The organism is Nonomuraea cypriaca (assembly GCF_015645445.1).
In the GTDB taxonomy this organism is placed as follows: Bacteria; Actinomycetota; Actinomycetes; order Streptosporangiales; family Streptosporangiaceae; genus Nonomuraea; species Nonomuraea cypriaca.
Genome location: NZ_JADOGI010000039.1, coordinates 1 through 22098 on the forward strand (window position 1 = coordinate 1; position 22098 = coordinate 22098).

General features: G+C 69.9%; 25 protein-coding genes. 20 read left to right on the top strand and 5 right to left on the bottom strand.

The features are described from left to right. The coding region (locus tag ITP53_RS15300) for a putative quinol monooxygenase (RefSeq protein ID WP_195896051.1) at positions 1–409 on the top strand (409 nt) is incomplete at its 5' end. Between the two features lie 16 nt (positions 410–425). Here ITP53_RS15300 and ITP53_RS15305 read toward each other — a convergent pair. Continuing rightward, positions 426–671 carry a glutaredoxin family protein gene (locus ITP53_RS15305; protein ID WP_195896052.1) on the bottom strand — a complete coding sequence of 82 codons (246 nt, stop codon included), beginning with the start codon at positions 669–671 and terminating at the stop codon, positions 426–428. Positions 672–787: 116 nt separating this feature from the next. On the opposite strand from ITP53_RS15305, the gene ITP53_RS15310 reads away from it, so the two are divergent. The 8 genes from ITP53_RS15310 to ITP53_RS15345 all read left to right on the top strand — a co-directional run bounded on the left by ITP53_RS15310 (position 788) and on the right by ITP53_RS15345 (position 9675). Next, positions 788–1465, top strand: coding sequence for a redox-sensing transcriptional repressor Rex (locus ITP53_RS15310; protein WP_195896053.1), 678 nt, complete (start codon positions 788–790; stop codon positions 1463–1465). Next, positions 1462–2727 (top strand): glutamyl-tRNA reductase, encoded by a 1266-nt coding sequence (locus ITP53_RS15315; RefSeq protein ID WP_195896054.1) that lies wholly within the window; start codon positions 1462–1464, stop codon positions 2725–2727. The genes ITP53_RS15310 and ITP53_RS15315 overlap by 4 nt, the downstream gene beginning before the upstream one ends. Before the next feature lie 23 nt (positions 2728–2750). After that, positions 2751–3635, top strand: coding sequence for a hydroxymethylbilane synthase (gene hemC, locus ITP53_RS15320; RefSeq protein WP_195896104.1), 885 nt, complete (start codon positions 2751–2753; stop codon positions 3633–3635). Beyond that, positions 3632–5185 (top strand): bifunctional uroporphyrinogen-III C-methyltransferase/uroporphyrinogen-III synthase, encoded by a 1554-nt coding sequence (locus tag ITP53_RS15325; RefSeq protein WP_207755994.1) that lies wholly within the window; start codon positions 3632–3634, stop codon positions 5183–5185. Before hemC ends, ITP53_RS15325 begins: the two co-directional genes overlap by 4 nt. Positions 5186–5278: 93 nt before the next feature. Then, complete coding sequence (gene hemB, locus ITP53_RS15330; RefSeq protein ID WP_195896055.1) at positions 5279–6262, top strand: porphobilinogen synthase; 984 nt, start codon at positions 5279–5281, stop codon at positions 6260–6262. Positions 6263–6442: 180 nt separating this feature from the next. Further along, positions 6443–7078, top strand: a complete 636-nt coding sequence (locus ITP53_RS15335; RefSeq protein ID WP_195896056.1) for a bifunctional DNA primase/polymerase — start codon at positions 6443–6445, stop codon at positions 7076–7078. 94 nt (positions 7079–7172) lie between these two features. Continuing rightward, positions 7173–8462 (top strand): glutamate-1-semialdehyde 2,1-aminomutase, encoded by a 1290-nt coding sequence (hemL, locus tag ITP53_RS15340; RefSeq protein WP_195896057.1) that lies wholly within the window; start codon positions 7173–7175, stop codon positions 8460–8462. A 292-nt stretch (positions 8463–8754) separates the two neighbouring features. Continuing rightward, positions 8755–9675, top strand: coding sequence for a LysR family transcriptional regulator (locus tag ITP53_RS15345; protein WP_195896058.1), 921 nt, complete (start codon positions 8755–8757; stop codon positions 9673–9675). On the opposite strand, the gene ITP53_RS15350 is transcribed toward ITP53_RS15345, so the two are convergent. Then, positions 9668–10519, bottom strand: coding sequence for an EamA family transporter (locus ITP53_RS15350; RefSeq protein WP_195896059.1), 852 nt, complete (start codon positions 10517–10519; stop codon positions 9668–9670). The genes ITP53_RS15345 and ITP53_RS15350 overlap by 8 nt on opposite strands. 91 nt (positions 10520–10610) lie before the next feature. Here ITP53_RS15350 and ITP53_RS15355 point away from each other — a divergent pair, with 91 nt between their 5' ends. The 5 genes from ITP53_RS15355 (at position 10611) to ccsB (ending at position 15134) form a co-directional block, all read left to right on the top strand. Then, entirely contained in the window at positions 10611–11249 is a 639-nt protein-coding gene (locus tag ITP53_RS15355) for a histidine phosphatase family protein (protein ID WP_195896060.1), read from the top strand. Between the two features lie 83 nt (positions 11250–11332). Further along, positions 11333–11896 (top strand): TlpA family protein disulfide reductase, encoded by a 564-nt coding sequence (locus ITP53_RS15360; protein WP_328814581.1) that lies wholly within the window; start codon positions 11333–11335, stop codon positions 11894–11896. Beyond that, complete coding sequence (locus tag ITP53_RS15365; protein ID WP_195896062.1) at positions 11889–12611, top strand: cytochrome c biogenesis CcdA family protein; 723 nt, start codon at positions 11889–11891, stop codon at positions 12609–12611. The genes ITP53_RS15360 and ITP53_RS15365 overlap by 8 nt, the downstream gene beginning before the upstream one ends. Beyond that, positions 12611–14170, top strand: coding sequence for a cytochrome c biogenesis protein ResB (gene resB, locus ITP53_RS15370; protein ID WP_195896063.1), 1560 nt, complete (start codon positions 12611–12613; stop codon positions 14168–14170). Before ITP53_RS15365 ends, resB begins: the two co-directional genes overlap by 1 nt. After that, a complete protein-coding gene (ccsB, locus tag ITP53_RS15375; RefSeq protein WP_195896064.1) occupies positions 14160–15134 on the top strand; it encodes a c-type cytochrome biogenesis protein CcsB in 975 nt (324 codons plus the stop codon). The genes resB and ccsB overlap by 11 nt, the downstream gene beginning before the upstream one ends. Here ccsB and ITP53_RS15380 read toward each other — a convergent pair. Beyond that, the gene (locus tag ITP53_RS15380) at positions 15131–15424 is read right to left on the bottom strand and encodes a PLD nuclease N-terminal domain-containing protein (RefSeq protein WP_195896065.1); all 294 of its coding nucleotides are present in this window, start codon (positions 15422–15424) and stop codon (positions 15131–15133) included. The two genes, ccsB and ITP53_RS15380, sit on opposite strands and share 4 nt — an antisense overlap. A gap of 136 nt (positions 15425–15560) precedes the next feature. On the opposite strand from ITP53_RS15380, the gene ITP53_RS15385 reads away from it, so the two are divergent. Further along, complete coding sequence (locus ITP53_RS15385) at positions 15561–16700, top strand: hypothetical protein (RefSeq protein WP_195896066.1); 1140 nt, start codon at positions 15561–15563, stop codon at positions 16698–16700. Between the two features lie 10 nt (positions 16701–16710). Then, on the top strand, positions 16711–16953 hold the full coding sequence (locus ITP53_RS15390) for a hypothetical protein (protein ID WP_195896067.1): 243 nt from the start codon (positions 16711–16713) through the stop codon (positions 16951–16953). Between the two features lie 241 nt (positions 16954–17194). Here ITP53_RS15390 and ITP53_RS15395 read toward each other — a convergent pair whose 3' ends face one another. Beyond that, positions 17195–17416, bottom strand: a complete 222-nt coding sequence (locus tag ITP53_RS15395; protein WP_026214226.1) for a BldC family transcriptional regulator — start codon at positions 17414–17416, stop codon at positions 17195–17197. 256 nt (positions 17417–17672) lie between these two features. On the opposite strand from ITP53_RS15395, the gene ITP53_RS59245 reads away from it, so the two are divergent. After that, positions 17673–17891: a DUF4229 domain-containing protein gene (locus ITP53_RS59245; RefSeq protein WP_195896068.1), complete on the top strand. Its 219-nt coding sequence runs from the start codon at positions 17673–17675 to the stop codon at positions 17889–17891. Here the strand turns inward: ITP53_RS59245 and ITP53_RS15405 are convergent. Beyond that, positions 17888–19093, bottom strand: a complete 1206-nt coding sequence (locus tag ITP53_RS15405; RefSeq protein WP_195896069.1) for a hypothetical protein — start codon at positions 19091–19093, stop codon at positions 17888–17890. The two genes, ITP53_RS59245 and ITP53_RS15405, sit on opposite strands and share 4 nt — an antisense overlap. A 77-nt stretch (positions 19094–19170) precedes the next feature. On the opposite strand from ITP53_RS15405, the gene ITP53_RS15410 reads away from it, so the two are divergent. The 3 genes from ITP53_RS15410 to ITP53_RS15420 all read left to right on the top strand — a co-directional run bounded on the left by ITP53_RS15410 (position 19171) and on the right by ITP53_RS15420 (position 22098). Further along, entirely contained in the window at positions 19171–19887 is a 717-nt protein-coding gene (locus ITP53_RS15410; protein ID WP_195896070.1) for a demethylmenaquinone methyltransferase, read from the top strand. A 500-nt stretch (positions 19888–20387) separates the two neighbouring features. Further along, a complete protein-coding gene (locus tag ITP53_RS15415) occupies positions 20388–21626 on the top strand; it encodes a geranylgeranyl reductase family protein (RefSeq protein ID WP_195896071.1) in 1239 nt (412 codons plus the stop codon). Positions 21627–21702: 76 nt separating this feature from the next. Next, positions 21703–22098: an NADH-quinone oxidoreductase subunit A gene (locus ITP53_RS15420; protein ID WP_195896072.1), complete on the top strand. Its 396-nt coding sequence runs from the start codon at positions 21703–21705 to the stop codon at positions 22096–22098.

Here is a 22098-nt window from a genome sequence, read left to right on the forward strand (position 1 = left end):
GCCCGCGACCGGGATGCTCTTCTCCGGCGCCGAGTTGTTCTCGCCCGCGGCGCAGCAGCAGCCGGGCTCCAGCAGGCCCTCACCGAACATCTACGGCCTCCTGACCGTCTTCACGATCATGGACGGCGCGGGCGACGCGTTCGACCGGCTGGCCGAGGCCACCGTCGAGGCCGTACGCCGCGGCGAGCCCGACACCCTCGTGTACGCCTGCCACGCCGTCAAGTCGGCCCCCCTGCAGCGCATCGTCTACGAGCTCTACCGCGACGAGGTGGCCTACCGCGACCACCAGCGCCAGCCGCACGTCGAGCGATTCGTCAACGAGCGGCAGACCATGGTGCTGGCCACCAACGTGATCGAGCTCAACGTCAACGCCGCGAAGGTCGTGCCGCTGCCCTCGGCCGTTTTCTAGCGGCCAGTCGTGCCGGCTAGTCCTGCGGGCCGCTCAGCGCGGCGCGCAGGCGGCTCTCGTCCACCCGCCAGAAGTCGTGCTGCACACCGTCGATCAACGTCACCGGGATCATCTCCCAGTATTTCTCCGTGAGCTCCGCGGAGGACTCGATGCTGATCTCCTCCCACGGCACGCCCAGCTCGCCCGCGACCCTGGCGACGACCTCGCGCGCGTCCTCACACAAGTGACAGCCGGGCTTGCCGAGCAAGGTGATGCGATGCATACGACAACCGTACCGGCCGAGACTTTGTGCATCGGTTCACAAAGGGATTAACCTGAAAGGCGGTTCGATTCCGTTCACGCGGTTCCCAAGCCGCCCGTCCCCTGGAGCACCGGCACGTGAAGAGCCCGTCCCATCCCCGTGACCGCGGCATCCCCGAGGCGACGGTCGCCAGGCTTCCGTTGTACCTCAGGGCGCTGCACGGGATGGCCGAGCGGGGCGTCGCGACCGTGAGCTCGGAGGACCTGGCCACCGCCGCCGGAGTCAACTCCGCCAAACTCCGCAAGGATCTTTCGCACCTCGGCTCCTACGGCACACGCGGCGTAGGCTATGAGGTGGAGTATCTCGTCTATCAAATCTCCCGAGAGCTCGGTCTGACCCAAGACTGGGCGGTGGCGATCGTCGGAGTCGGTAACCTCGGCAGGGCGCTGGCCAACTACGGCGGCTTCGTCTCCAGGGGCTTCCGCGTGGCGGCCCTCGTCGACGCCGACCCCGAAGTCGTGGGCGACACCATCGCGGGGTTGAATGTGGAGCACATCGACGAACTGGAAGCCGTCATCAAGCGGCGTGGAGTCTCGATCGTGGTGCTGGCGACACCGGCGGCCGCGGCGCAGAAGGTCTGCGATCGCGTCATGGCGGTCGGCGTGACCAGCATCCTGAACTTCGCCCCGGTTGTGCTTTCCGTGCCGGACGGTGTCGATGTCCGTAAAGTCGACCTATCAATCGAACTGCAGATTCTCGCGTTCCACGAGCAACGCAAGGCTGGGGGGCCACTCATGGCGGTGGACGGTCAATGAGTGTTCTGGCTATCGGACTGAGCCACCGGACGGCGCCGGTGGCGCTGCTGGAGCGCGTTTCCGTGGCCGGCGACGCGCTGGCCAAACTACTGCACGACGTTCATGACGATCCCTGCGTGGCCGAGGCCATGGTGGTCTCGACGTGCAACAGGGTCGAGGTCTACGTCACCGTCGACCGCTTCCACGCCGCCGTCACCGCCATCAGCAGGCTCCTCGGCGTCCACTCGGGCGTCCCGGTGGAGGAGCTCACGCCGCACCTCTACGTGCACTACGAGGAGCGCGCCGTCGAGCACCTGTTCTCCGTGGTGTGCGGCCTCGACTCCATGGTCGTCGGCGAGGGCCAGATCCTCGGCCAGGTCCGCCAGGCGCTCAGGCTGGCGCAGCGCCAGGGCACGGTCGGCGCCACCCTCAACGACCTCGTCCAGCAGGCGCTGCGGGTCGGCAAGCGGGCCCACCACGAGACCGGCATCGACAAGGCCGGCCCCTCCCTCGTCTCCGCCGGGCTCGCCCTGGCGGGTGACCTCGCCGGGCGGCGGGCGCTGGTGATCGGCGCCGGCTCCATGAGCTCGCTGGCCGCCGCCACGCTGCGGCGCGCGGGCGTCACCGACATCGTCGTGGCCAACCGCACCTACGACCGCGGCGCCCGGCTGGCGGAGTCCGTCGGCGGGCGGGCGGTGGAGTTCTCCGCCGTGGCGGACGAGCTGGCCGGCGCGGACATCGTCATCACCTGCACGGGCGCGGGCCGTCACCTCATCACCCCTGAGATGATCACCAGGGGCGCGTTCCTGCTGGACCTGGCGTTGCCACATGACGTCGACCCTGAGGTACGCTCCGTGCCCGGGGTCACGCTGGTCGACCTGGAGACGATCCAGGAGTCCGGCATCGGCTCGCGCGAGGGTGACGGAACACGCGCGGTCGAGTCCGTACGCGCTCTGGTCGCCGGGGAGTTGCGCGCGTACCTCGACGCCGAACGTGCCGCCAAGGTCACTCCGACCGTGGTGGCGTTGCGCAGCAAGGCCGCGGGCGTGGTCGAGTCAGAGCTCGGCCGGCTCCTGATGAGGGTGCCCGACCTGGATGAGAAGGCGAGGGACGAGGTCGCCATGACCGTACAGCGGGTGGTGGACAAACTGCTTCACGAGCCGACTGTGCGTGTCAAGCAGCTCGCCACCTGCCCAGGAGGCGATCATTATGCGGAGGCGCTGCGCGAGTTGTTCAATCTTGATCCGACGATACCCGAGGCCGTGAGGGAGGTGGAGCTGTGAGGTTGGGAACCCGCCGCAGCCTGATGGCGACCACGCAGTCCCAGATGGTGGCCGACGCCTACACCAGGCGCACCGGGCGCGCGATCGAGCTCGTGGGCGTCACGACGTTCGGCGACGTGACCAAGGCTCACCTCGCCCAGCTCGGCGGCACGGGCGTGTTCGTCAGCGCGTTGCGCGACAAGCTCATCGAGGACGAGGTCGACTTCGCCGTACATTCGCTGAAGGACCTGCCGACCAAGCAGGACCCGCGTTTCACGCTCGCCGCCATCCCCGCACGGCACGACCACCGCGACGCGCTGGTCGGCCCGCACAAGTTCGCCGACCTGGCGCCGGGCGCCAGGGTCGGCACCGGCTCGCCGCGCCGGGTGGCCATGCTCAGCGCGCTGCGGCCCGACCTCGAATACGTCCCGATCCGCGGCAACGCGGACACCCGCATCGGCAAGGTCGCCTCAGGCGAGCTCGACGCGGTCGTGCTCGCCGCCGCCGGCCTGACCAGGATCGGCCGCGGCGCCGACGTCGCGCAGATCTTCGAGGTCGAGGAGCTGCTGCCCGCGCCCGGCCAGGGCGCACTCGCCGTGGAGTGCCGCGCCGACCGCGCCGACCTGATCGAGTTCCTCGGCGTGCTCGACGACCCGCGCACACGCGCCGCGGTCACCGCCGAGCGCGCCGTGCTCGCCGCGCTCGAGGCAGGTTGTGCCGCCCCCGTGGGTGCGTACGCGGCCGATGACGGGCACACTTTGGGGCACACTCTGAACCTGACCGCCGCTGTCGTCTCGATCGACGGACGCGAAGCGGTCCGCAAGTCCGCCGCCGGCTCTCCTTCGGAGGCTGCTAACCTGGGCCGCCTCCTAGCGGCCGAGATGATCGCCGAAGGAGCCGACAGATTGATGGGGGAGCATTCCCATTGAGCTCCGATAGTCCGACCTCCGGTTTCGTCGCGTTCGTGGGCGCGGGGCCCGGCGATCCCAACCTGCTCACCCTCCGCGCCGCCGAGCTGCTGGCCAAGGCCGACGCGGTGGTGCTCGGCGAGGCACCGCACGACTCGCCGCCGAGCCAATGCCGCGAAGGCGTCGAGGTCGTCGAGGGCGGCTTCGCGAGCGTCGTCAAGCGCGCGAAACGGGGTCAGCTCGTGGTGCGCCTGTGCGAGGGCGACCCCATGCTGTTCTCCTCGATCACCGAGGAGGTCGCGGCCTGCACCGCGGCGGAGGTGGACTTCGAGATCGTGCCCGGTGTGCCGCCCGCGACCGCCGTGCTCACCTACGCGGGCATCCCGCCTGCGGTGGGCGTGCCCGAGTTCAGGATCGTCGACGCCGCCCAGGACCAGGACTGGGCCGCCCACGCCGCCTGCCGCGGCACGCTGGTGATCTACCACGGCATCGGCGACGCCGTGGCCATCGGCAAGGCCCTCATCGCCGGCGGCAAGCCCGACACCACGCCCGTCGCGGTCAGCAGCGGTGGCACCACCACCGAGCAGTACACCGTCGTGTCCTCGCTGGGCAGGCTGCAGGCCGACCTGAAGCACGCGGGGTTCACCGAGCCCGCGCTGATCGTGGTCGGCGAGGCCGTGGGGATGCGCGACAAGCTGTCGTGGTTCGAGACCAAGCCGCTGTTCGGGTGGCGGGTGCTGGTGCCGCGTACCAAGGAGCAGTCGCGCAGTCTGTCCGAGCAGCTCATCGCGTACGGCGCGGTGCCCGAGGAGGTGCCGACCATCTCGGTCGAGCCGCCCCGCACCCCGCAGCAGATGGATCGCGCGATCAAGGGCCTGGTCACAGGGCGCTACGAGTGGGTGGCCTTCACCAGCGCCAACGCGGTCAAGGCGGTGCGCGAGAAGTTCGAGGAATACGGCCTCGACGCGCGGGCCTTCGCCGGGCTCAAGGTGGCGGCCGTGGGCGACGCGACCGCGCGGGCCCTGGTCGAGTTCGGGGTCAAGCCCGATCTGCTGCCCTCGGGCGAGCAGTCGTCCGAGGGGCTGGTGGCTGAGTGGCCGCCTTACGACTCGATGCTCGACCCGATCAACCGGGTGCTGCTGCCGCGGGCCGACATCTCCACCGACACGCTGGTGGCCGGGCTCACCGAGCTGGGCTGGGAGTGCGACGACGTCACCGCCTACCGCACCGTGCGGGCCGCGCCGCCGCCCGCGCCCATCCGCGAGGCGATCAAGGGCGGCGGGTTCGACGCGGTGCTCTTCACGTCGTCGTCGACCGTGCGCAACCTCGTGGGCATCGCGGGCAAGCCGCACAACGTCACCGTGATCGCGGTCATCGGGCCGCAGACGGCCAAGACGGCCGAGGAGTTCGGGCTCCGGGTCGACGTCATGGCCGACAAGCCGTCCGCGTCGGCCCTGGCCGCCGCGGTGGCCGAATACGGAGCCAAGCAGCGCCAGGCGGCCCTGGCGGCGGGCGACACCCCGCGCCGGCCCTCGCAGAACCGCCGGGGCGCCAGAAGAAGAGTCAGATGAGCGCCCGGCCGAGGACAGTCAGATGGGCTCGGCCGAAGGCATGTCGATGAGCACCGCACAGAGCCGTGCGGGTGCTCGGTTGAGGAGAGGCTGATGAGCGCGCGATTTCCCGTCGCCCGGCCCCGGCGGCTGCGCCGCGCCCCTGCCCTGCGGCGGATGGTCGCGGGCACCCGGCTGCACGCGGCCGACCTGATCCTGCCGATGTTCGTCAAGGAAGGCATCGGCGAGCCTCAGCCGGTCGTCTCGATGCCGGGTGTCGTCCAGCACACCCGCGACTCGCTGCGCAAGGCCGCGCACGAGGCGGCTGAGGCCGGTGTGGGCGGGCTGATACTGTTCGGCATCCCCGCCGTGAAGGACGCGCGCGGGTCGGCCGCCGACGATCCCGACGGGATTCTGCAGGTGGCGCTGCGCGACGTGAACGCCGAGGTCGGCGACTCCATCGTGGTGATGGCCGACACCTGCCTCGACGAGTTCACCGACAACGGGCACTGCGGCATCCTCACGCCGTCCGGCGACGTGGACAACGACGCCACCCTGGAGCGGTACGCCTCGATCGCGGTGGCCCAGGCCGCGGCGGGATCGCAGATGGTGGCCCCGAGCGGAATGATGGACGGCCAGGTCGGCGCGATCCGCGCCGCACTGGACGGCGCCGGTCACGGAGACGTCCCGATCCTGGCCTACTCCGCGAAGTACGCGTCCGCCTTCTACGGGCCGTTCCGCGACGCCGCCGAGTGCGCGCCGCAGTTCGGCGACCGCAGCACCCACCAGCAGGACCCCGCGGGGCCGCTGGAGGAGGCGCTGCGCGAGGTGCGCCTGGACCTGGCGGAGGGCGCCGACGCGGTCATGGTCAAGCCCGCGCTGGCCTACCTCGACGTCATCACCCGCTTCCGCGCAGAGGTGGACGTGCCGGTGGCCGCCTACCAGGTGAGCGGCGAATACGCCATGATCGAGGCCGCCGCGGCCAACGGCTGGGTGGACCGCGAGCGAATGATCATGGAATCGCTGGTCGCGATCAAGCGGGCAGGGGCCGACCTGATCCTCACGTACTGGGCCACCGAGGTGGCGCGAGGGCTCTAACCAAGGGGTTTCCCGTCAACTCATGTGACCGGTGCGTTAGAGTGCGATGAGAAGTGCTGGTGTGTCCCGCGTGTGCGACGGTGCAGACTCCGCTACCTGCCAGTGAGCCGCTGAACGCGGCCCACCGCAGGTGCCCGGAGCCGGGACCTCCTCAGGCGCGGACTCGACGGGAGACACCACATGGTGGGGGTACCACTGGCTCGGCGTACCAAAAAGCGGGCACAGAAGCGGCCGGCGCGCATCGGCTCCGTGCTGGAATACGCCGCGCTGGGCTGGCCTGTCGTGCCGGGGGCGTATGCACTGCCGCACGGGCCGAGGGCGTGCTCCTGTGACCGCGTCGGCTGTCCCGACCCCGGCGCCCATCCGCTCTCTCCCGCCTGGCACATGCAGGCCACGACCGACCCGGCGCTGCTCACCCGCTGGTGGCAGGCCGAGCCTGAGGCCAACGTGATCCTGCCCACGGGGCGCGTGTTCGACGTCTTCGACGTACCGCTCGCCGCCGGATTGGCGGCCCTCACCCGAATCGACGCCGCGGGAGCCCATCCCGGCCCGGTCGCCGCTCATGGCGACCGGGTCTTGTTTTATGTGGCGACGCGGGGCAACCCGGAGGACGAGGACGAGTGGTGGTCCTGTCATCTGGACTGCGATCCCGAGGCCATCGACGACACGCCGGGCCTGCGGTGGCACTGCCGTGACAGCTACGTACTCGCGCCGCCCTCGACCCTTCCAGGTGCCCGGACCGTCTCCTGGCTGCGGCCCCCGGACGGTCGGCCGCTGCCCGACCCGCTCCGCATCCTGGAGTGGCTCGCCGACTGACGGTGATGATGTGGATGAGCGCTTCCCGCCAGGGTCTGATCCACCGGCTGACCGTGCCGCCGGGGCCGGGGAGCGCCGGGGCTAACCTGGTCGGGTGAGCCGTACACAGAACTCCGAGGACCTGTTCGCCCGCGCCCGCGACATCGTGCCCGGGGGCGTCAACTCTCCCGTGCGCGCGTTCGGCGCGGTCGGCGGGACACCCCGCTTCATGGTCTCCGGCCAGGGCCCCTACATCACCGACGTGGACGGCAACCGCTACGTCGACCTGGTCTGCTCGTGGGGCCCCATGATCCTCGGGCATCGGCACCCCGCGGTCGTCGAGGCCGTGTCGGCGGCCGTCGCCAACGGGTTCTCCTACGGCACCGCGACCCCGGGCGAGGTCGAGCTGGCCGAGGAGATCGTCGCCAGGGTGGCGCCGGTCGAGAAGGTGCGGCTGGTCAGCTCGGGCACCGAGGCGACGATGAGCGCGGTACGGCTGGCCAGGGGGTTCACCGGGCGGTCCAAGGTGATCAAGTTCGCCGGGTGCTACCACGGGCACGTCGACGCGCTGCTGGCCTCGGCCGGGTCCGGGGTGGCGACGTTCGGGCTGCCTGACACGCCGGGCGTGACGGGGGCTGCGGCGGCGGACACGATCGTGTTGCCGTACAACTCGGTCGAGGCCGTCGAAGCGGCGTTCGCGGCGGCGGAGATCGCCTGCGTGATCATCGAGGCGTGCCCGGCCAACATGGGCGTGGTCCCGCCGCGCGAGGGGTTCAACGCACGGCTGCGGGAGCTGTGCACGGCCAACGGGGCGCTGCTCATCGTCGACGAGGTGCTGACGGGTTTCCGTGTCTCGCCCGCCGGCTGGTACGGCCTCGACCCCGTGGAGGCCGACCTCATGACGTTCGGGAAGGTCATGGGCGGCGGGATGCCGGCGGCGGCCTTCGGCGGCCGGGCCGACGTCATGGCCCGGCTCGCGCCCGAAGGACCCGTCTACCAGGCGGGCACCCTGTCCGGCAATCCGCTCGCGTGCGCGGCAGGACTGGCCACGCTGCGGGCCCTCGACGCCGACGCCTACGAGCGCGTGGACGCCGCCGCGCTCGCGGTGGGGCGGGCCGCCTCCGAAGCGCTGGCCGCGGCCGGGGTGCCGCACCGCCTGCAGCGGGCGGGGAGCCTGTTCTCGATCTTCTTCACGGAGGTCGAGGTGACGAGCTTCGCCGAGGCCAAGACGCAGAACACGACGGCGTTCACCGCGTTCTTCCACTCGATGCTCGACCAGGGCGTCTACCTGCCGCCTTCGGCGTACGAGGCGTGGTTCCTGTCGGCCGCGCACGACGACGAGGCGCTGAGCCGCGTCGCCGACGCCCTGCCGGCGGCGGCGAAGGCGGCCGCCGCCGTCCTCTAGCGACCCCGCTCGCCTGCTGCTCGCCGACCTGGCCGTGCTGGCGCTCGTCACGGCCACGGCGGCCGCTCACCTCGCGGGGTAGGCCGGGCACGAGGTGGCGGGGCTCACTCAGCGAGTGGGCTTGTCGTAACGGATGCGCAGCTCGCGAGTCTGCTCGGCCAGCACCTTGAGGTAGGAGATCGCGTCCGGCTGCTGCTTCTTCGTCTTACGGATTCTCATGCATCTATTTTCATTCACTACACAGTCAACGACAAGCGAGACTTCCTACGCTAAATGATTTAGTATGGCTTACATGTTGGACTTGAACCGGCTCAAGGCTCTTCACGCCGTTCACCTCTACGGTTCGGTCGGCGCGGCGGCCGAGGTCCTCATGGTCACGCCCTCGGCGGTGTCGCAGCAGATCGCGAAGCTGGAGCGGGAGACCGGGGCCAGGCTCATGGAGCGCAGCGGGCGCGGCGTCCGGCTGACCGACGCGGCCGGGCTGCTCGCCGAGCACGCCGAGCGCATCCTCTCCCTGGTCGAGACCGCGGAGGCGGACTTCGAGGCGCTGCGCGGCGAGGTCGTCGGCCGGATGACCGTCGCCGCCTTCCCCACCGCCGCCCGCGGCATCATGCCCGACGCGCTCGCCGCGCTCCACGATCGCTACCCCGACCTGAGGATCCAGCTCAACGAGCGCGAGCCTGAACGGGTGCTGCGCGAGGTCACCAGGGGCCAGCTGGACCTGGGCGTGATCCAGGACTGGCTCAACCGGCCCATGGCCATGCCCGAGGGCCTGTCCAGGGCCACGCTGATCGACGACATCGCCGACGTGGCGGTGCCGGCGAGCCATCCGCTGGCCGGCGACAAGGAGCTGGAGCTGGCCGACCTGCACGGCGAGCGCTGGATCAGCTCCTCGCCTGGCACCGTCTGCCACGACTGGCTGGTGTTCACGCTGCGCAACGCCTCGGTCGAGCCGGTGATCGGCTGCATGGCCGACGAGTACCCGACCCAGCTCGCCCTGGTGGCGGCCGGGCTGGGCTGCGCGATCGTGCCGCGGCTCGGCCGCGACTGCGTGCCGGACGGCGTACGGCTGGTGCCGATCAGGCCGCGCCAGTCGCGCCGGATCTACGCGGTGTGGCGTACGGACGAGGGGCGCCGACCCGCGATCAAGGCCATGGTCGACGCGCTGGCGGAGGCCAGCCGCAAGCAGGAGAACGCCTGGGCCGTCAACTGAGCGCGATGGCCACCACGCCGCCCAGGATCACGCCCGCCGCCAGCAGCCGGCGTAGCAGGTCGCCCTCGGCCAGCAGCCGGCCGCCCAGCACGACCGCGATCAGCACGCTGATCTCGCGCGCCGGCGCCACCACGCTCACCGGCGCCATCGTGAACGCGATCAGCACCAGCAGGTACGACACGAAGATCAGCACCGCGGCCCCCAGGACACGGAACCGGTGCTCGCGCCAGACCACCGCCACCAGCTCGCGCCGCGTCCCGAGCACGAACGGCGTGAGCGCGAGGGCCCGCCCGACCTCGCCGAGGTAGTTGAGCATGATCGGAGCCACCGCGAACGCGCTCACCACCCGCGAGTCCCAGACCGTGTACGCGGCGATGAACACCCCCACGAGCAGCCCCGGACCGAGTGCGCGCAGATCGCCGCGCCCGCCGCTCATCAGGAACACCCCTGTCCCGACCAGGACGATCCCCGCCACGCCCGCCGGAGACGGGTGCTCGTCCAGGAACAGCACGGCGACCAGGCTGGCCAGCATCGGCCCGGTGCCGCGCGCGACCGGGTAGACGACGGACAGGTCGCCGGTGCCGTAGCCGCGCTGGAGCAGCACGAAGTAGCCGAGGTGCAGCGCCGTGCTCCCGCCGATCATCGCGAGGTCGAGCCAGGTCGGGCCGTCGCCCGTGACCAGCAGGAACCCGGCGAACACCGGGCTCCAGACGACGGTGGCCGCGACCGCGACGAGCCAGATGAAGACGACGCCGTCGGCCTGCGAGGCCTTCTTGCTCAGCAGGTTCCAGGAGGCATGGGCGACGGCGGCGACCAGGATGAGGGCAAGGGCCCATGGGCTCACGCGGCGCCTCCTTCCGGTGACGACCTTACTTCGCGTGCCCGCGTGGGCCCTGGCCGAGTGGCTCATCCGAGCGGATAGGCTGTGCCACACCATGGCTGAAACCACCGTCGTACACCTTCTGCGCCACGGTGAGGTGCACAATCCCGGGGGCATCCTGTACGGCAGGCTGCCCGGCTACCACCTGTCCGAGACAGGGCACCTCATGGCCGAGACGGTCGCCAAGGCGGTCGGCGGCCGTGACATCGTCGCCCTCTACAGCTCGCCGCTCGAACGCGCGCTGGAGACCGCGGCCCCGCTCGCCGACAAGCTGGGCCTGGACATCGTCCAGGACGACCGGCTGGTCGAGGCGGGCAATCTCCTTGAGGGCCGCGTCTCGGGTCAGGGTCTCGCCCTGCTGCGCGACCTGCGCAACTACCGCTATTTCTGGAACCCGCTGCGCCCGTCGTGGGGCGAGGCGTACCCGGCCATCGTGGCGCGGATGCGTTCCATCATCGACGTGGCCAGGCCGGCCGCGCGCGGCCACGAGGCGGTGCTCGTCAGCCACCAGCTGCCGATCTGGGCGATCAGGATGGCCGGCGAGGGGCGCAGGCTCTGGCACGATCCCCGGCGCAGGCAGTGCGCGCTGGCCAGCCTCACCACGTTCACGTTCGACGGCGACCGCTTGATCAGCATCGGCTACAGCGAGCCCGCCGGGTCGCTGCAGACAGGCCCCTCCATCCCCGGCGCCTGACCGGCTCCCCGATGTCCGGGGCGCGTGACCCCGACTGTAGAGTTGCAAGCTCTACCGCTTGTAGTACAAGGAGATCTTCCTCCGTGCGCGCCACATCCATCTCCCTCCTCCTCCTGTCCGTACTGGTCGCCGGCTGTGCCGGCAACCAGAGCGCGCAGCAGGCCGGCGACACCAGGTTCGTCGCGGGCGACGGGAAGATGGAGGTGTTCGCCGCGGGCGAGCGCGAGCCGGCCCCCGCCATCCAGGGGCCGACCCTCGAAGGCGACACCGCCTCGCTGGCCGCGCACAAGGGCAAGGTCGTGGTGCTCAACTTCTGGGCGTCGTGGTGCGGCCCGTGCCGGGCGGAGGCGCCGGTGCTCAAGGAGGTCGCGGCCAAGACCAAGGACGGTGGCGTCGCGTTCCTCGGCGTCGACTTCAAGGACCGCCAGGCCGACGCGCTGGCGTTCGAGCGCACCGAGCAGACCGGCTATCCCAGCATCTTCGACCAGCCGGGCAAGGTGGCGCTGGCCTTCCAGGGCACGGTGCCGCCGGCCGCCATCCCGTCCACGCTGATCATCGACAAGCAGGGCAGGGTCGCCGGCCGGGCGCTCGGCGCGGTCAAGTACACCGACCTGATGAACGCCGTGACCAAGGTGCGCGATGAGTGACGTCGTCGCCTCAGGATCGCTGCTGCTGGCGGTGCCGATCGCGGTGCTGGCCGGGGTGGTGTCGTTCCTGTCGCCGTGCGTGCTGCCGCTGGTGCCCGGCTACCTCTCCTACGTCACCGGCATGAGCTCCGACCCGGGGCGGGGGCGGCTGGTGCTCGGGACCGGGCTGTTCGTGGCCGGGTTCGGGCTGGTGTTCGTGCTCAGCGGCGCGCTGTTCGGCGGGCTGGGCGCCGCGCTGCTGGGCAACGCGGAGGTCATCACGCGGGTGCTCGGGGTGCTGACCATCGTGCTCGGGCTGGCGTTCCTCGGCCTGCTGCCGGGGCTGATGCGCGACGTCCGCATCCACCGGCGGCCGGCTGCGGGGCTGGCGGGGGCGCCGCTGCTCGGGGTGGTGTTCGGGCTGGGGTGGACGCCGTGCATCGGGCCCACGCTCGCCGTGGTGCTGACGCTCGGACTCAACGAGGGCAGCGCCGGTCGCGGGGCTCTGCTGGCCGTCGCGTACGCGCTGGGCCTCGGGCTGCCGTTCGTGGGCGCGGCGCTGGCCTACAGCAGGGCCCTGCGCACGTTCCAGGCCATCCGCAAGCACTCGCGCCTGATCACCAGGGTCGGCGGCGGCATGATGGTGGCCGTCGGAGTCCTGCTGGTGACCGGGCTCTGGGGAGAGATGATCGCGACCATGCAGGGCCTGATCGGCGCGTTCGAGCCGGTGATCTGATGGGCGTTCAGGAGCGGGCGAGGAAGGACGTGCCCAGGAAGGCCCGGTTCGGGCCGGTCGGCTGGCTGCGGTGGGGCTGGCGCACGCTCACCTCGATGCGCACGGCGCTGATCCTGCTGTTCCTGCTCGCGCTCGGCTCGGTGCCCGGCTCGCTGGTGCCGCAGCGCGGCGTCGACCCCGACAAGGTGGCCAGACTCTACGAGCAGAGCCCCACCCTCGCCGAGTGGTACGACAGGTTCCAGCTCTTCGAGGTGTTCACCTCCGCCTGGTTCGCGGCGGTCTACCTGCTGCTGTTCACCTCACTGATCGGCTGCGTCGTCCCGCGCACCGCGACCTACCTGCGCGAGCTGCGCCGCAAGCCGCCCGCCGCCCCGAAGAACCTCGCCCGCCTGCCCCACTCGGCCGCGTTCGAGGGCGACCTGGAGGTCGAGGAGGCCGCGCGGCGGCTGCGCGGACTGCGCTTCCGCGTCGTCACCGGCGACGGCTGGGTGTCGGCGGAGAAGGGCTACCTACGCGAAGTCGGCAACCTGTTCTTCCACGTCGCCCTGCTCGGCATCCTGCTCGCGATCGGCGCCGGCTCTCTTTTCGGCTACCGCGGCAACGTCCTGGTCGTCGAGGGCGACGGGTTCGCCAACACGGTGGCCGCCTATGACCGCTACATCCCGGGCAGCCAGGTCTCGGCCGAGTCGCTGGAGCCGTTCAGCCTCCAGTTGAGCGACTTCCAGGTCAGCTACCAGGTCGAGGGCGACAAGAGGGGTCAGGCGCTCGACTACACGGCCCACCTCAAGGTCAACGACTCGCCCACGGCCCTCGCCCGCGACTACGCGCTCAAGGTCAACGATCCGCTCGAGGTCAACGGCACGCAGACCTACCTGATCGGCAACGGCTACGCCCCCGTCTTCAAGGTCACCGACGGCGACGGGCAGGTGGCCTTCGACGGTCCCGTGCCGTGCCTGATCGAGCAGAAGACCACGATGACCTCGGGTTGCGTGGTCAAGGCGCCCGACGCGCGGCCTTCCCAGCTGGGGTTCCTGCTGCGTTTCCTGCCCACCAGCGTGCCGCTGACCGACGGCACCCACGTGTCCGCCTTCCCCGGTCAGGTCAACCCGGAGGTGCAGCTCATCGGCGCCTTCACCGGCGACCTCGGGGTGCGCTCAGGCAAGCCGCAGTCCGTCTACGAGCTCGCGCCGCCCGAGGTCATGAAGAAGCTCACCCCGCTCGTCATGGGCTCCAACGTGCCCAAGCCGCTCGCGGTCGGGCAGTCGCTCGACCTGCCGAAGGGGACGGGCAAGCTGGAGTTCACCGGGGTCAGGGAGTGGATGACGCTCCAGATCGCCTACGACCCCGGGCGGGTGCCCGCCCTGCTGTCCGCGGGCGTCGCCGTGGTCGCCATCGCGGCCTCGCTGCTGATCCGCCGCCGCCGCGTGTTCGTACGGATCCGCGAAGGCCGGGTCGACGTGGGCGGCCTCACCCGTACAGAAGGCTCCGCGGCGGGCTTCGCCGAGGAGTTCACCGAGATCGTCAAGGCTCTATCAGCAGGAGAAAAGGATGTCCGCTGAGCAACTCGCAGGGCTGAGCGACCTTTTCGTCGTCGCCGCCGTCCTGCTCTACATCTTCGGCATGATCGGTTTCGCGATCGAGCTGGCCTTCGGGCGCGCCCGCGCCGACAAGGCGGCGGTCGCGGCCAAGCAACCCGTCCTGGTCGGCGCGTCCGGCGAAGCCCCCTCCTCCGAGGCCGCGTCCGGTGAAGGCGCCCTCGCCGAGGCTGCCCCCGCCGTGGGCGACTCGGGGAGTCCGGGCTGGGCGGTCCGGGCCGGGCAGGTGGCGCTCGGGCTCGCCTGGCTCGGGTGGGCGGCCAACCTGACGGCCATCGTCACCCGCGGCCTGGCGGCGGACCGGTGGCCGTGGGGCAACATGTACGAGTTCGTCGTGGCCATCAGCTTCGCCGCCGTGACCGCGTTCCTCGGCACCCAGGTCCGCCACAACGTGCGCTTTCTCGGCCCCTTCGTCATGGTCACGGCCGCGCTCGGGCTCGGGCTGGCCGTCCGGGTCTTCTACACCGCCGCGGGGCCGGTGGTGCCCGCGCTGAACTCGTACTGGATCGCCATCCACGTCACCGCGGCCATCCTCGCCAGCGGGCTGATGACGCTGGCGGGTGTGTCCGGCGTGCTCTACCTGATGCGCGGCGACGGGGTGTCCCGGCTGCCGGCCCGCGCCGACCTGGAGCGGGTGGCGCACCGGGCGATCGTGTTCGCCTTCCCGGTGTGGACGTTCGCGGTGATCGCGGGTGCGCTCTGGGCGGACCGGGCGTGGGGGCGTTACTGGGGCTGGGACCCCAAGGAGGTCTGGTCGTTCATCACCTGGGTGGCCTACGCCGCCTACCTGCACGCCAGGGCCACCGCCGGGTGGCGGGGCAAGTCCACGACCATCGTGCAGCTCGTGGCGTTCGGCTGTCTGCTGTTCAACCTGATCGGCGTCAACATCTTCATCGACGGTCTGCACAGCTATGCCGACGTGGACTAACCCACGTCGTCACCGCGCATTCGGCGATCGAGGTCACGCAGGAAGTCGGGGTCGTCGTCGGGTCCCTTCGGCATGCCAGGGCCCGGGGGCACCGGCGACGGCTGACGGGGTGCCCGCGGACGGCCACGCGCCATCCACACCAGACCGCCCAGCAGCGGAATCAGCACCACTATCAGGATCCACAGTGCTTTTGGTACGTTCCTAACCTCATCCTCGGGCGTGGTCACCACGTCGAACAGGGAGAAGAGCCAGAAGGCCAGCAGCGCCAGGCCGAGTACAACACCTGCCATGCCCGAACTGTAAGCCATTCGCGACGTGCTCGTGCCGTTCGATGTCCCATTTCGGGTGACTAGGGGAAGATCGGCGTCGTACGGTGGAACCCGATGTGGCGGTGTCCACGGGGCTCCACGGGTGTTGAGAGGTGCGATGGCCTTTTCTAACGACAAGGGCCGGCATCGGCGCGGTCGTTGGTGGCGGCGCGGCTCCTACCTCTTCTCCCGCCGCGCCGAGGCGCCCCCGGACGCGGACAGGTCATTCTGGTCCAACGTCCGTGAGACGCCCCAGGAGGCCCCGACAGGCCGATCCGAGGGCAAAGGACTCAACGGGGGCGCCCGGCGCCGCTGGCCGGGCGCTGAGAAGCGCGCCGAGCGCCTTCCCCGGACGGTCGGCGACGCCACGCGGCCGGGCGCGGGCCGGACCTCCCACCCGGAGCGCCATTCTCACCCGGGTGCGGATCGGACTTCCCGGCCGGACGCGGGTTCCCCCTCGGGTGCGGAGCGGGTGATGTGGCCGGGCACGAGAGAGCCCGAGTGGCCGAAGCCGGCCTGGGACGCCTTCGCCGTACGCGAGCGCGCGGAGCGACTGCCCGCCGCCGTGGCCGAGCGGCCCCGCTACACCTGGTACGACTTCGAACTCGACGACCAGCCGCCCCGAGCCCAGCCGAACCGGCCCGACGCGCCCTTTATGGACGACGGCCTGCGGCACTGCGGCAAACTGGAGCCGATCCTGCACCGCCAGTGGGACGCCAGGAACGGCCCGCCGTCGGCGGAGGTCGTGCGCGCGGTCGAGAGCCTGGCCAGGCTGCCCGACCGGCTGAAGGAGCAGCTCGCGGCCGGGCTCGAAGGCGTCTACGTCGGCCCTGGGGGCGTGCCCGATCTCGACGACATGGGCTACTTACGCGGCGCCCCGTTACCGGCGGGCCGCGCCACCTGGGACATCTGCGCGGGCGCGTACGGCGACCGCAAGATCGTCGTCGGGGACCGCCCCTCGCCCACGCCCGACGTGATGATGCACGAGGTCGGCCACGCCATCGACGACATCGACGCGCCGCACGGCGGCTGGGTGTCGGACTCGCCGGAGTTCGTGCTCCTCTACGAGAAGGCCATGCCGCTGCTGGCCTCGTCCTTCCATCGCCAGGGAGGCGGGCTCGGCCGCAAGGAGTTCTTCGCCGACGCCTTCGCCGCCATCGCCTCCCGCCAGCGGCCGGCCCTCGTGGACATGCTCGGGGGCGACACGCGGATGGCGCTCAACGTCATGCTGTTCTACAACCGGCGCTACGGAATCTAGGTGATCGGCCATGTACGTCATCCGGCTCGCGGACGGGACCCTGCGCGTGCCGCAGAGCCTGACCAGCGAAGACGGGCGTCTGATCGGCAACGCGTACGTGGAAGTGCAGCCTGGTGACCCCGACTACGACCAGTGGCTTCGCGAGTCGCTGACGGAAGAGGAGGCGGCGGAGCGCCGCCGGCGCTGGGAGGCGGAGAACGACGACCTCGAGCGCGAGTTCCTGGCCTTCAAGGCACGGCAGGACGACACCTGACGGTCGTGCCGCCTGATCGGGCGAGCGGTGCAGGAGAACGCCGGATCAGGGTGAACGGACAGGCGCCAGCCACGGTCTGCGGTTGGCGCCGCCCTGTGCTCACCGTACGAAAGTGTGGCCGGGAAGCACACGAAACAGTGGGTTCCGCCGACGGTGATCCTGGCGATAGGTGCGAACCCCGCCACCTGCGGTGAACCGCTCAACGCGGGCCACCGTGCAGGATCACCGACTGGACGGAACGTCAGACGCGCGGGGACTCACCTGCCGGCCGGTCGGCCGTAAGAACGTCCTCGCCTCGGAGAAGGGCATGAACTTCCGACTCGCGGAAGCGCCGGTGCCCTCCGGGGGTGCGGATACTGCTGATGCGGCCTGCCGCAGCCCAGCGCGTAACCGTCTTTGGGTCTACCCGGAAGAGGGCGGCAACCTCTCCTGGGGTCAGCAGACGCTCGCTGCTACTCTCCACCAATCTCTCCCCCTCGCATCCCGCTTCCTGCCAGCGGGCGGACAGGCAACCAGTGTGTCGAGCGAAGCCTGATTTATCCGTGGTTTTCTACAAAGATCACGGGTTGTTATCAGCTGACTGCCCGATTGTTATATGATAGAGCCTCTTTGGGGCTCTCGTGGGTGTTTCTTTACGAAACTCCCTGACTGGGAACAGTAGCAGCGCTCGCGTCCGATGCGAAGAGCGGCTCCTCCACAGGCCGAGTAACCTCGAACCCGTGCGTCCCGTTCTCGTTTACACCGCGTCGCGGATCGGCCTGTTTCTCGTAACCCTCGGTGTCCTGCTCCTGGCAGGTCTGCATAACCCGCTGTTGCTGATCGGAGCTTCTTTCATCGTCAGCGGGGTAGCCAGCTATGTCCTGCTGTCGAAGCAGCGCGACGCCGTGAGCCAACGAATCAGCGACAAGATCGACCGGCCGAAGCCACAGGACGACTAGGGCAGGGGGAACATGCCAATCCGGGCATGGTACTCCCGTCCGAGCCGCGCTGTGTCGCTACCGACAAGTAGCCCGCCGGCGTGCGCGTGGAAGGCCTTCACGCCGATGCCGCGCTCCCGTGTGGGGTTCCAGCCGAGGGCCTTTCCCGTGCGCGGGTGGATGGCCCCGATGCCGGGGCGGGCGACCGCTCCCTTGCCGGCCGAGTCGCGGCCGCGCGGGTTGTCCAGCCAGCGCTGATGCCCGCCGACATAGACCGCCGCCCCCGTCACGGACACGGCGTAGAGCGAGTCGCCGCCGGTGGCGTTGACCCAGGTCGGCTTGATACGGGAGCCCTTGGCATAGGTCTCGAACCTGGCGGCCGTGTCGCACATCCCGGCCCTGGGCCCGCCGGTCGTCACGACCACGAAATAGCGTCCGTCGGGCGAGAAGTCCAGGCCGCGGACATATGAGGGGAACGTGTCCTTGCACTTGCCCGCGTAAGCGTCCGTCCGCCAGGCGGCGACCGCGGCGACCGGCTTGCCGACGTCGATCAGGCCGAGCTGGGGCCTTGCGTGCCCGTTGAGCGTGGTGAACGAGCCGTCCACGGCGAGCCTGCCGCGCGAGACGGCCAGCGCGTGGACCTTGACCGTGGGCGTGAGCGGCGCTCCCGGCGTGATGTCGAAGGCCGGATCCGCCGCTCCTGTGGTGGCGTCGAGCCTGGCCAGCGCGGTGCGGGGGCTGATGAAGTCGCCGCCTACGTAGAGTTTCGAGCCCTGTCTGGCCAGCGTGTTCACCGAGCCGCCGCGGATGCGCGGCGCGAAGCCGGGCACGAGGGCGCCGTCGGAGAGCCTCAGTTGGGCCAGCGCCCTGGCGCCGGTGTGGTTGACGCCGTAGAACTCGCCGCCGACGTAGACGGTGCCGCGGTCGCCCGCGGCCAGGCCGTGAACCGGGCCCGTGACGCTCGGCCGGAAGTCCGGCAGGATGCGGCCGGTCGCCAGGTCGTAGGCGAACAGGTTGTCGCGGGCGAGGACGGTCGTGCGGGCGGCATCGCTCACCTCGCTGAACGAGCCGCCGACGACGACCGTGCCGCCGACGAGCGCTATGGCGTTGACGATGCCGTCGAGCACATGAGGGGTGTTGTCAATCGGGTCGGCCGAAACGACGCGAGGGTGCGCGGCGGGGGCCGAGGCAAGGATCGCCGCAAGGGCGACTTTGGCCAGCATTCCCCAACTTCTAGCAGACGAAGGGTGACGCTGCGGATACTTTCCGTTGATTGTCCTGATAGCCATAGGCTGTCGGCATGACGCGCGCGCAGTTGGACAAACAGCCGGGCGAGGTAGCCGCGATGTTCGATCGCACCGCCCGGCGCTACGACCTGGTCAACGATGTGGTCTCCCTGGGGCAGGTCAGGCTCTGGCGGAAGGCGGTGGCCGCCGCAGTGGACGCCGGACCCGGCGAGGTCGTGCTCGACCTGGGCGCGGGCACCGGCACGTCCACCGACGCGTTCACCGCGCTCGGGGCCCGCGCCATCGCCTCGGACTTCTCGCTCGGCATGCTGCGCACAGGCGTGCGCAGGCACGGCGGCAACGCGCTGGCCGGGGCGGGGGTGCCGTTCATCGCGGGTGACGCGCTGCGGTTGCCGTTCGCCGACGACTCCTTCGACGCGGTGACGATCTCGGTGGCGCTGCGCAACGTCCACGACACGGCGCAGGCGCTGGGCGAGATGCTGCGCGTGACGAGGCCGGGCGGGCGGCTGGTCGTCCTGGAGTTCTCACACGTGACTTTCGGGCCGTTCGACCTCGTCTATCGCGAATATCTGATGCGGCTGCTGCCGAAGGTGGCCACGGTGTTCGGGTCCAACGACGAGTCGTACGAATATCTCGCCGAGTCGATCAGGGACTGGCCGGATCAGGCCGCGCTGGCCAGGATCATCCAGGACGCCGGATGGAGCCGGGTGGCGTGGCGCAATCTCACGATGGGGATCGTCGCCATGCACAGGGGGTTCAAGCCTGCCTGAGCCGAAACGCGTCAAGTCCGTCCGGCGACGATTGTCTAAATCATCTTGAAGTCACATTCAGTAAATACTGTGTTGGCGCATCGCATGGTGTCGGTTCGGTTCTGCCGTGCCGTGAAGATGGCATGCCTGCGCGAGTGGGACCCGCTTATCGAGTTTCATATTCCCGCGATTTTCATCGGTTCGCCGGCGTCGGGGCGGCGGTCGCGCATTCAAGATCATCGAGGGCTCGCCGCCAGCGGAATGATCATGGTACGCGGCCCCAGACGACACGCCGTTCTACTTGGATCACAGAACAGCACCCCGACTGCCACTATGTACAGGAAAAGCAGTAGACTGCGGGCCGACAAGTTTGTGAAGGGGTTCACAAAGGAACGAAGGCGCCACTCCACCCCAAGGCCTTCGAGCGTGTAGGACAGGACTGGTCCAGTGACCGTGCCAACAGCCACCGTGCAAGCGCAAGAGCTCGCCGCGACAGATCGAGTGGCGAAGAGGGCGCGACCATGAACACCGCTGACGCCGATGTCATCGTCGTGGGCGCCGGCCCCGCCGGCTCCGCCACCGCCTTCTACCTCGCTCAGGCCGGGCTCGACGTGCTGGTGCTGGAGAAGACCACGTTCCCCAGGGAGAAGGTCTGCGGTGACGGCCTGACCCCGCGGGCGGTCAAGCAACTGCTCAACATGGGCGTCGACATCGACGCGCCAGGCTGGGTCAGGAACAAGGGCCTGCGCGTCGTCGGCGGCGGCCACCGCTTCGACCTCGACTGGCCGCGGCTCGAGCGGTTCCCGGACTTCGGGCTCGTACGCACCCGCCAGGACTTCGACGAGATCGTCGCCGCCAACGCCGTCAAGAACGGCGTGCGGATGATGGAGGGCGTCAACGTCACGGGGCCCGTGCTCGACGACCGCAGCGGCCACATCGTCGGCGTGACGACCAAGGACGGGCGCACGTTCCGCAGCCGCCTGGTCGTGGCCGCCGACGGCAACAGCACCCGGCTGGCCGTCGGCATGGGGCTGCACAAGCGGGAAGACCGGCCGATGGGCGTGGCCGTACGCACCTACTTCGAGAGCCCGCGGCACGACGACGACTACCTGGAGATCTGGCTGGAGCTGTGGGACGGCGACATGTTGCTGCCCGGCTACGGCTGGGTCTTCGGCGTCGGCGACGGCACCGCCAACGTGGGGCTCGGGTTGCTCAACACCAGCGAGCAGTTTAAGAACATCGACTATCGCGACCTGCTCAGGCGCTGGTGCCGGTCGATGCCGCCCGAGTGGGGCTTCACCGAGGAGAACATGACGGCCCCCATCCGCGGCGCCGCGCTCCCGATGGCCTTCAACAGGCAGCCCCACTACACACGCGGCCTGATGCTCGTGGGTGACTCCGGCGGGTCGATCAACCCGTTCAACGGCGAGGGCATCGCCTACGCCATGGAGACCGGCGAGATCGCCGCCGAGATCATCGCGAAGGCCCTCAAGGGCACCACTCCCGCGCAGCGCGAGCGGACCCTGCGGACCTATCCCCAGGTGCTCAAGGACGCCTACGGCGGTTATTTCACGCTAGGAAGGTGGTTCGTGGACGCCATCGGGATGCCGGGGGTGATGAGCTTCGGCACCAGGCACGGGCTCCCTCACCCGAGGCTGATGCGCTTCGCGCTCAAACTCCTTGGTAATCTCACCGACCGGCGAGGCGATGCGTCGGACAGGATCATCAACGCTCTCTCAAAGGTCGCCCCACCAGCATGAATCTCCGACTCACCAGGCAAACTCACAGATCCGGCTGCGCGCCCGCGCGCGCGGCGACTCCAGAGGAGGCGTAGCGATGGACCTTTACGTGCCCATCCTGGTGCTCGCCGTTCTCGCGGGGGGCTTCGCGATCTTCTCGGTCACGATCGCTCCCTTCACCGGTCCCAAGCGCTGGAACCGCGCCAAGCTTGACGCATACGAATGCGGCATCGAGCCGACGCCCCAGCCTGTCGGTGGTGGACGGTTCCCGCTCAAATACATGATCACCGCGATGCTCTTCATCGTGTTCGACATCGAGATCATCTTCCTCTACCCGTGGGCGGTCTCGTTCGCCCCGCAGACCAACGACGCGGGCCAGGTGCTCACGTCCGGCCTCGGACTGTTCGCGCTCGTGGAGATGCTGCTGTTCATCGTCACCGTGCTCGTGGCCTACGCGTACGTGTGGCGCCGCAAGGGTCTGGACTGGGACTGA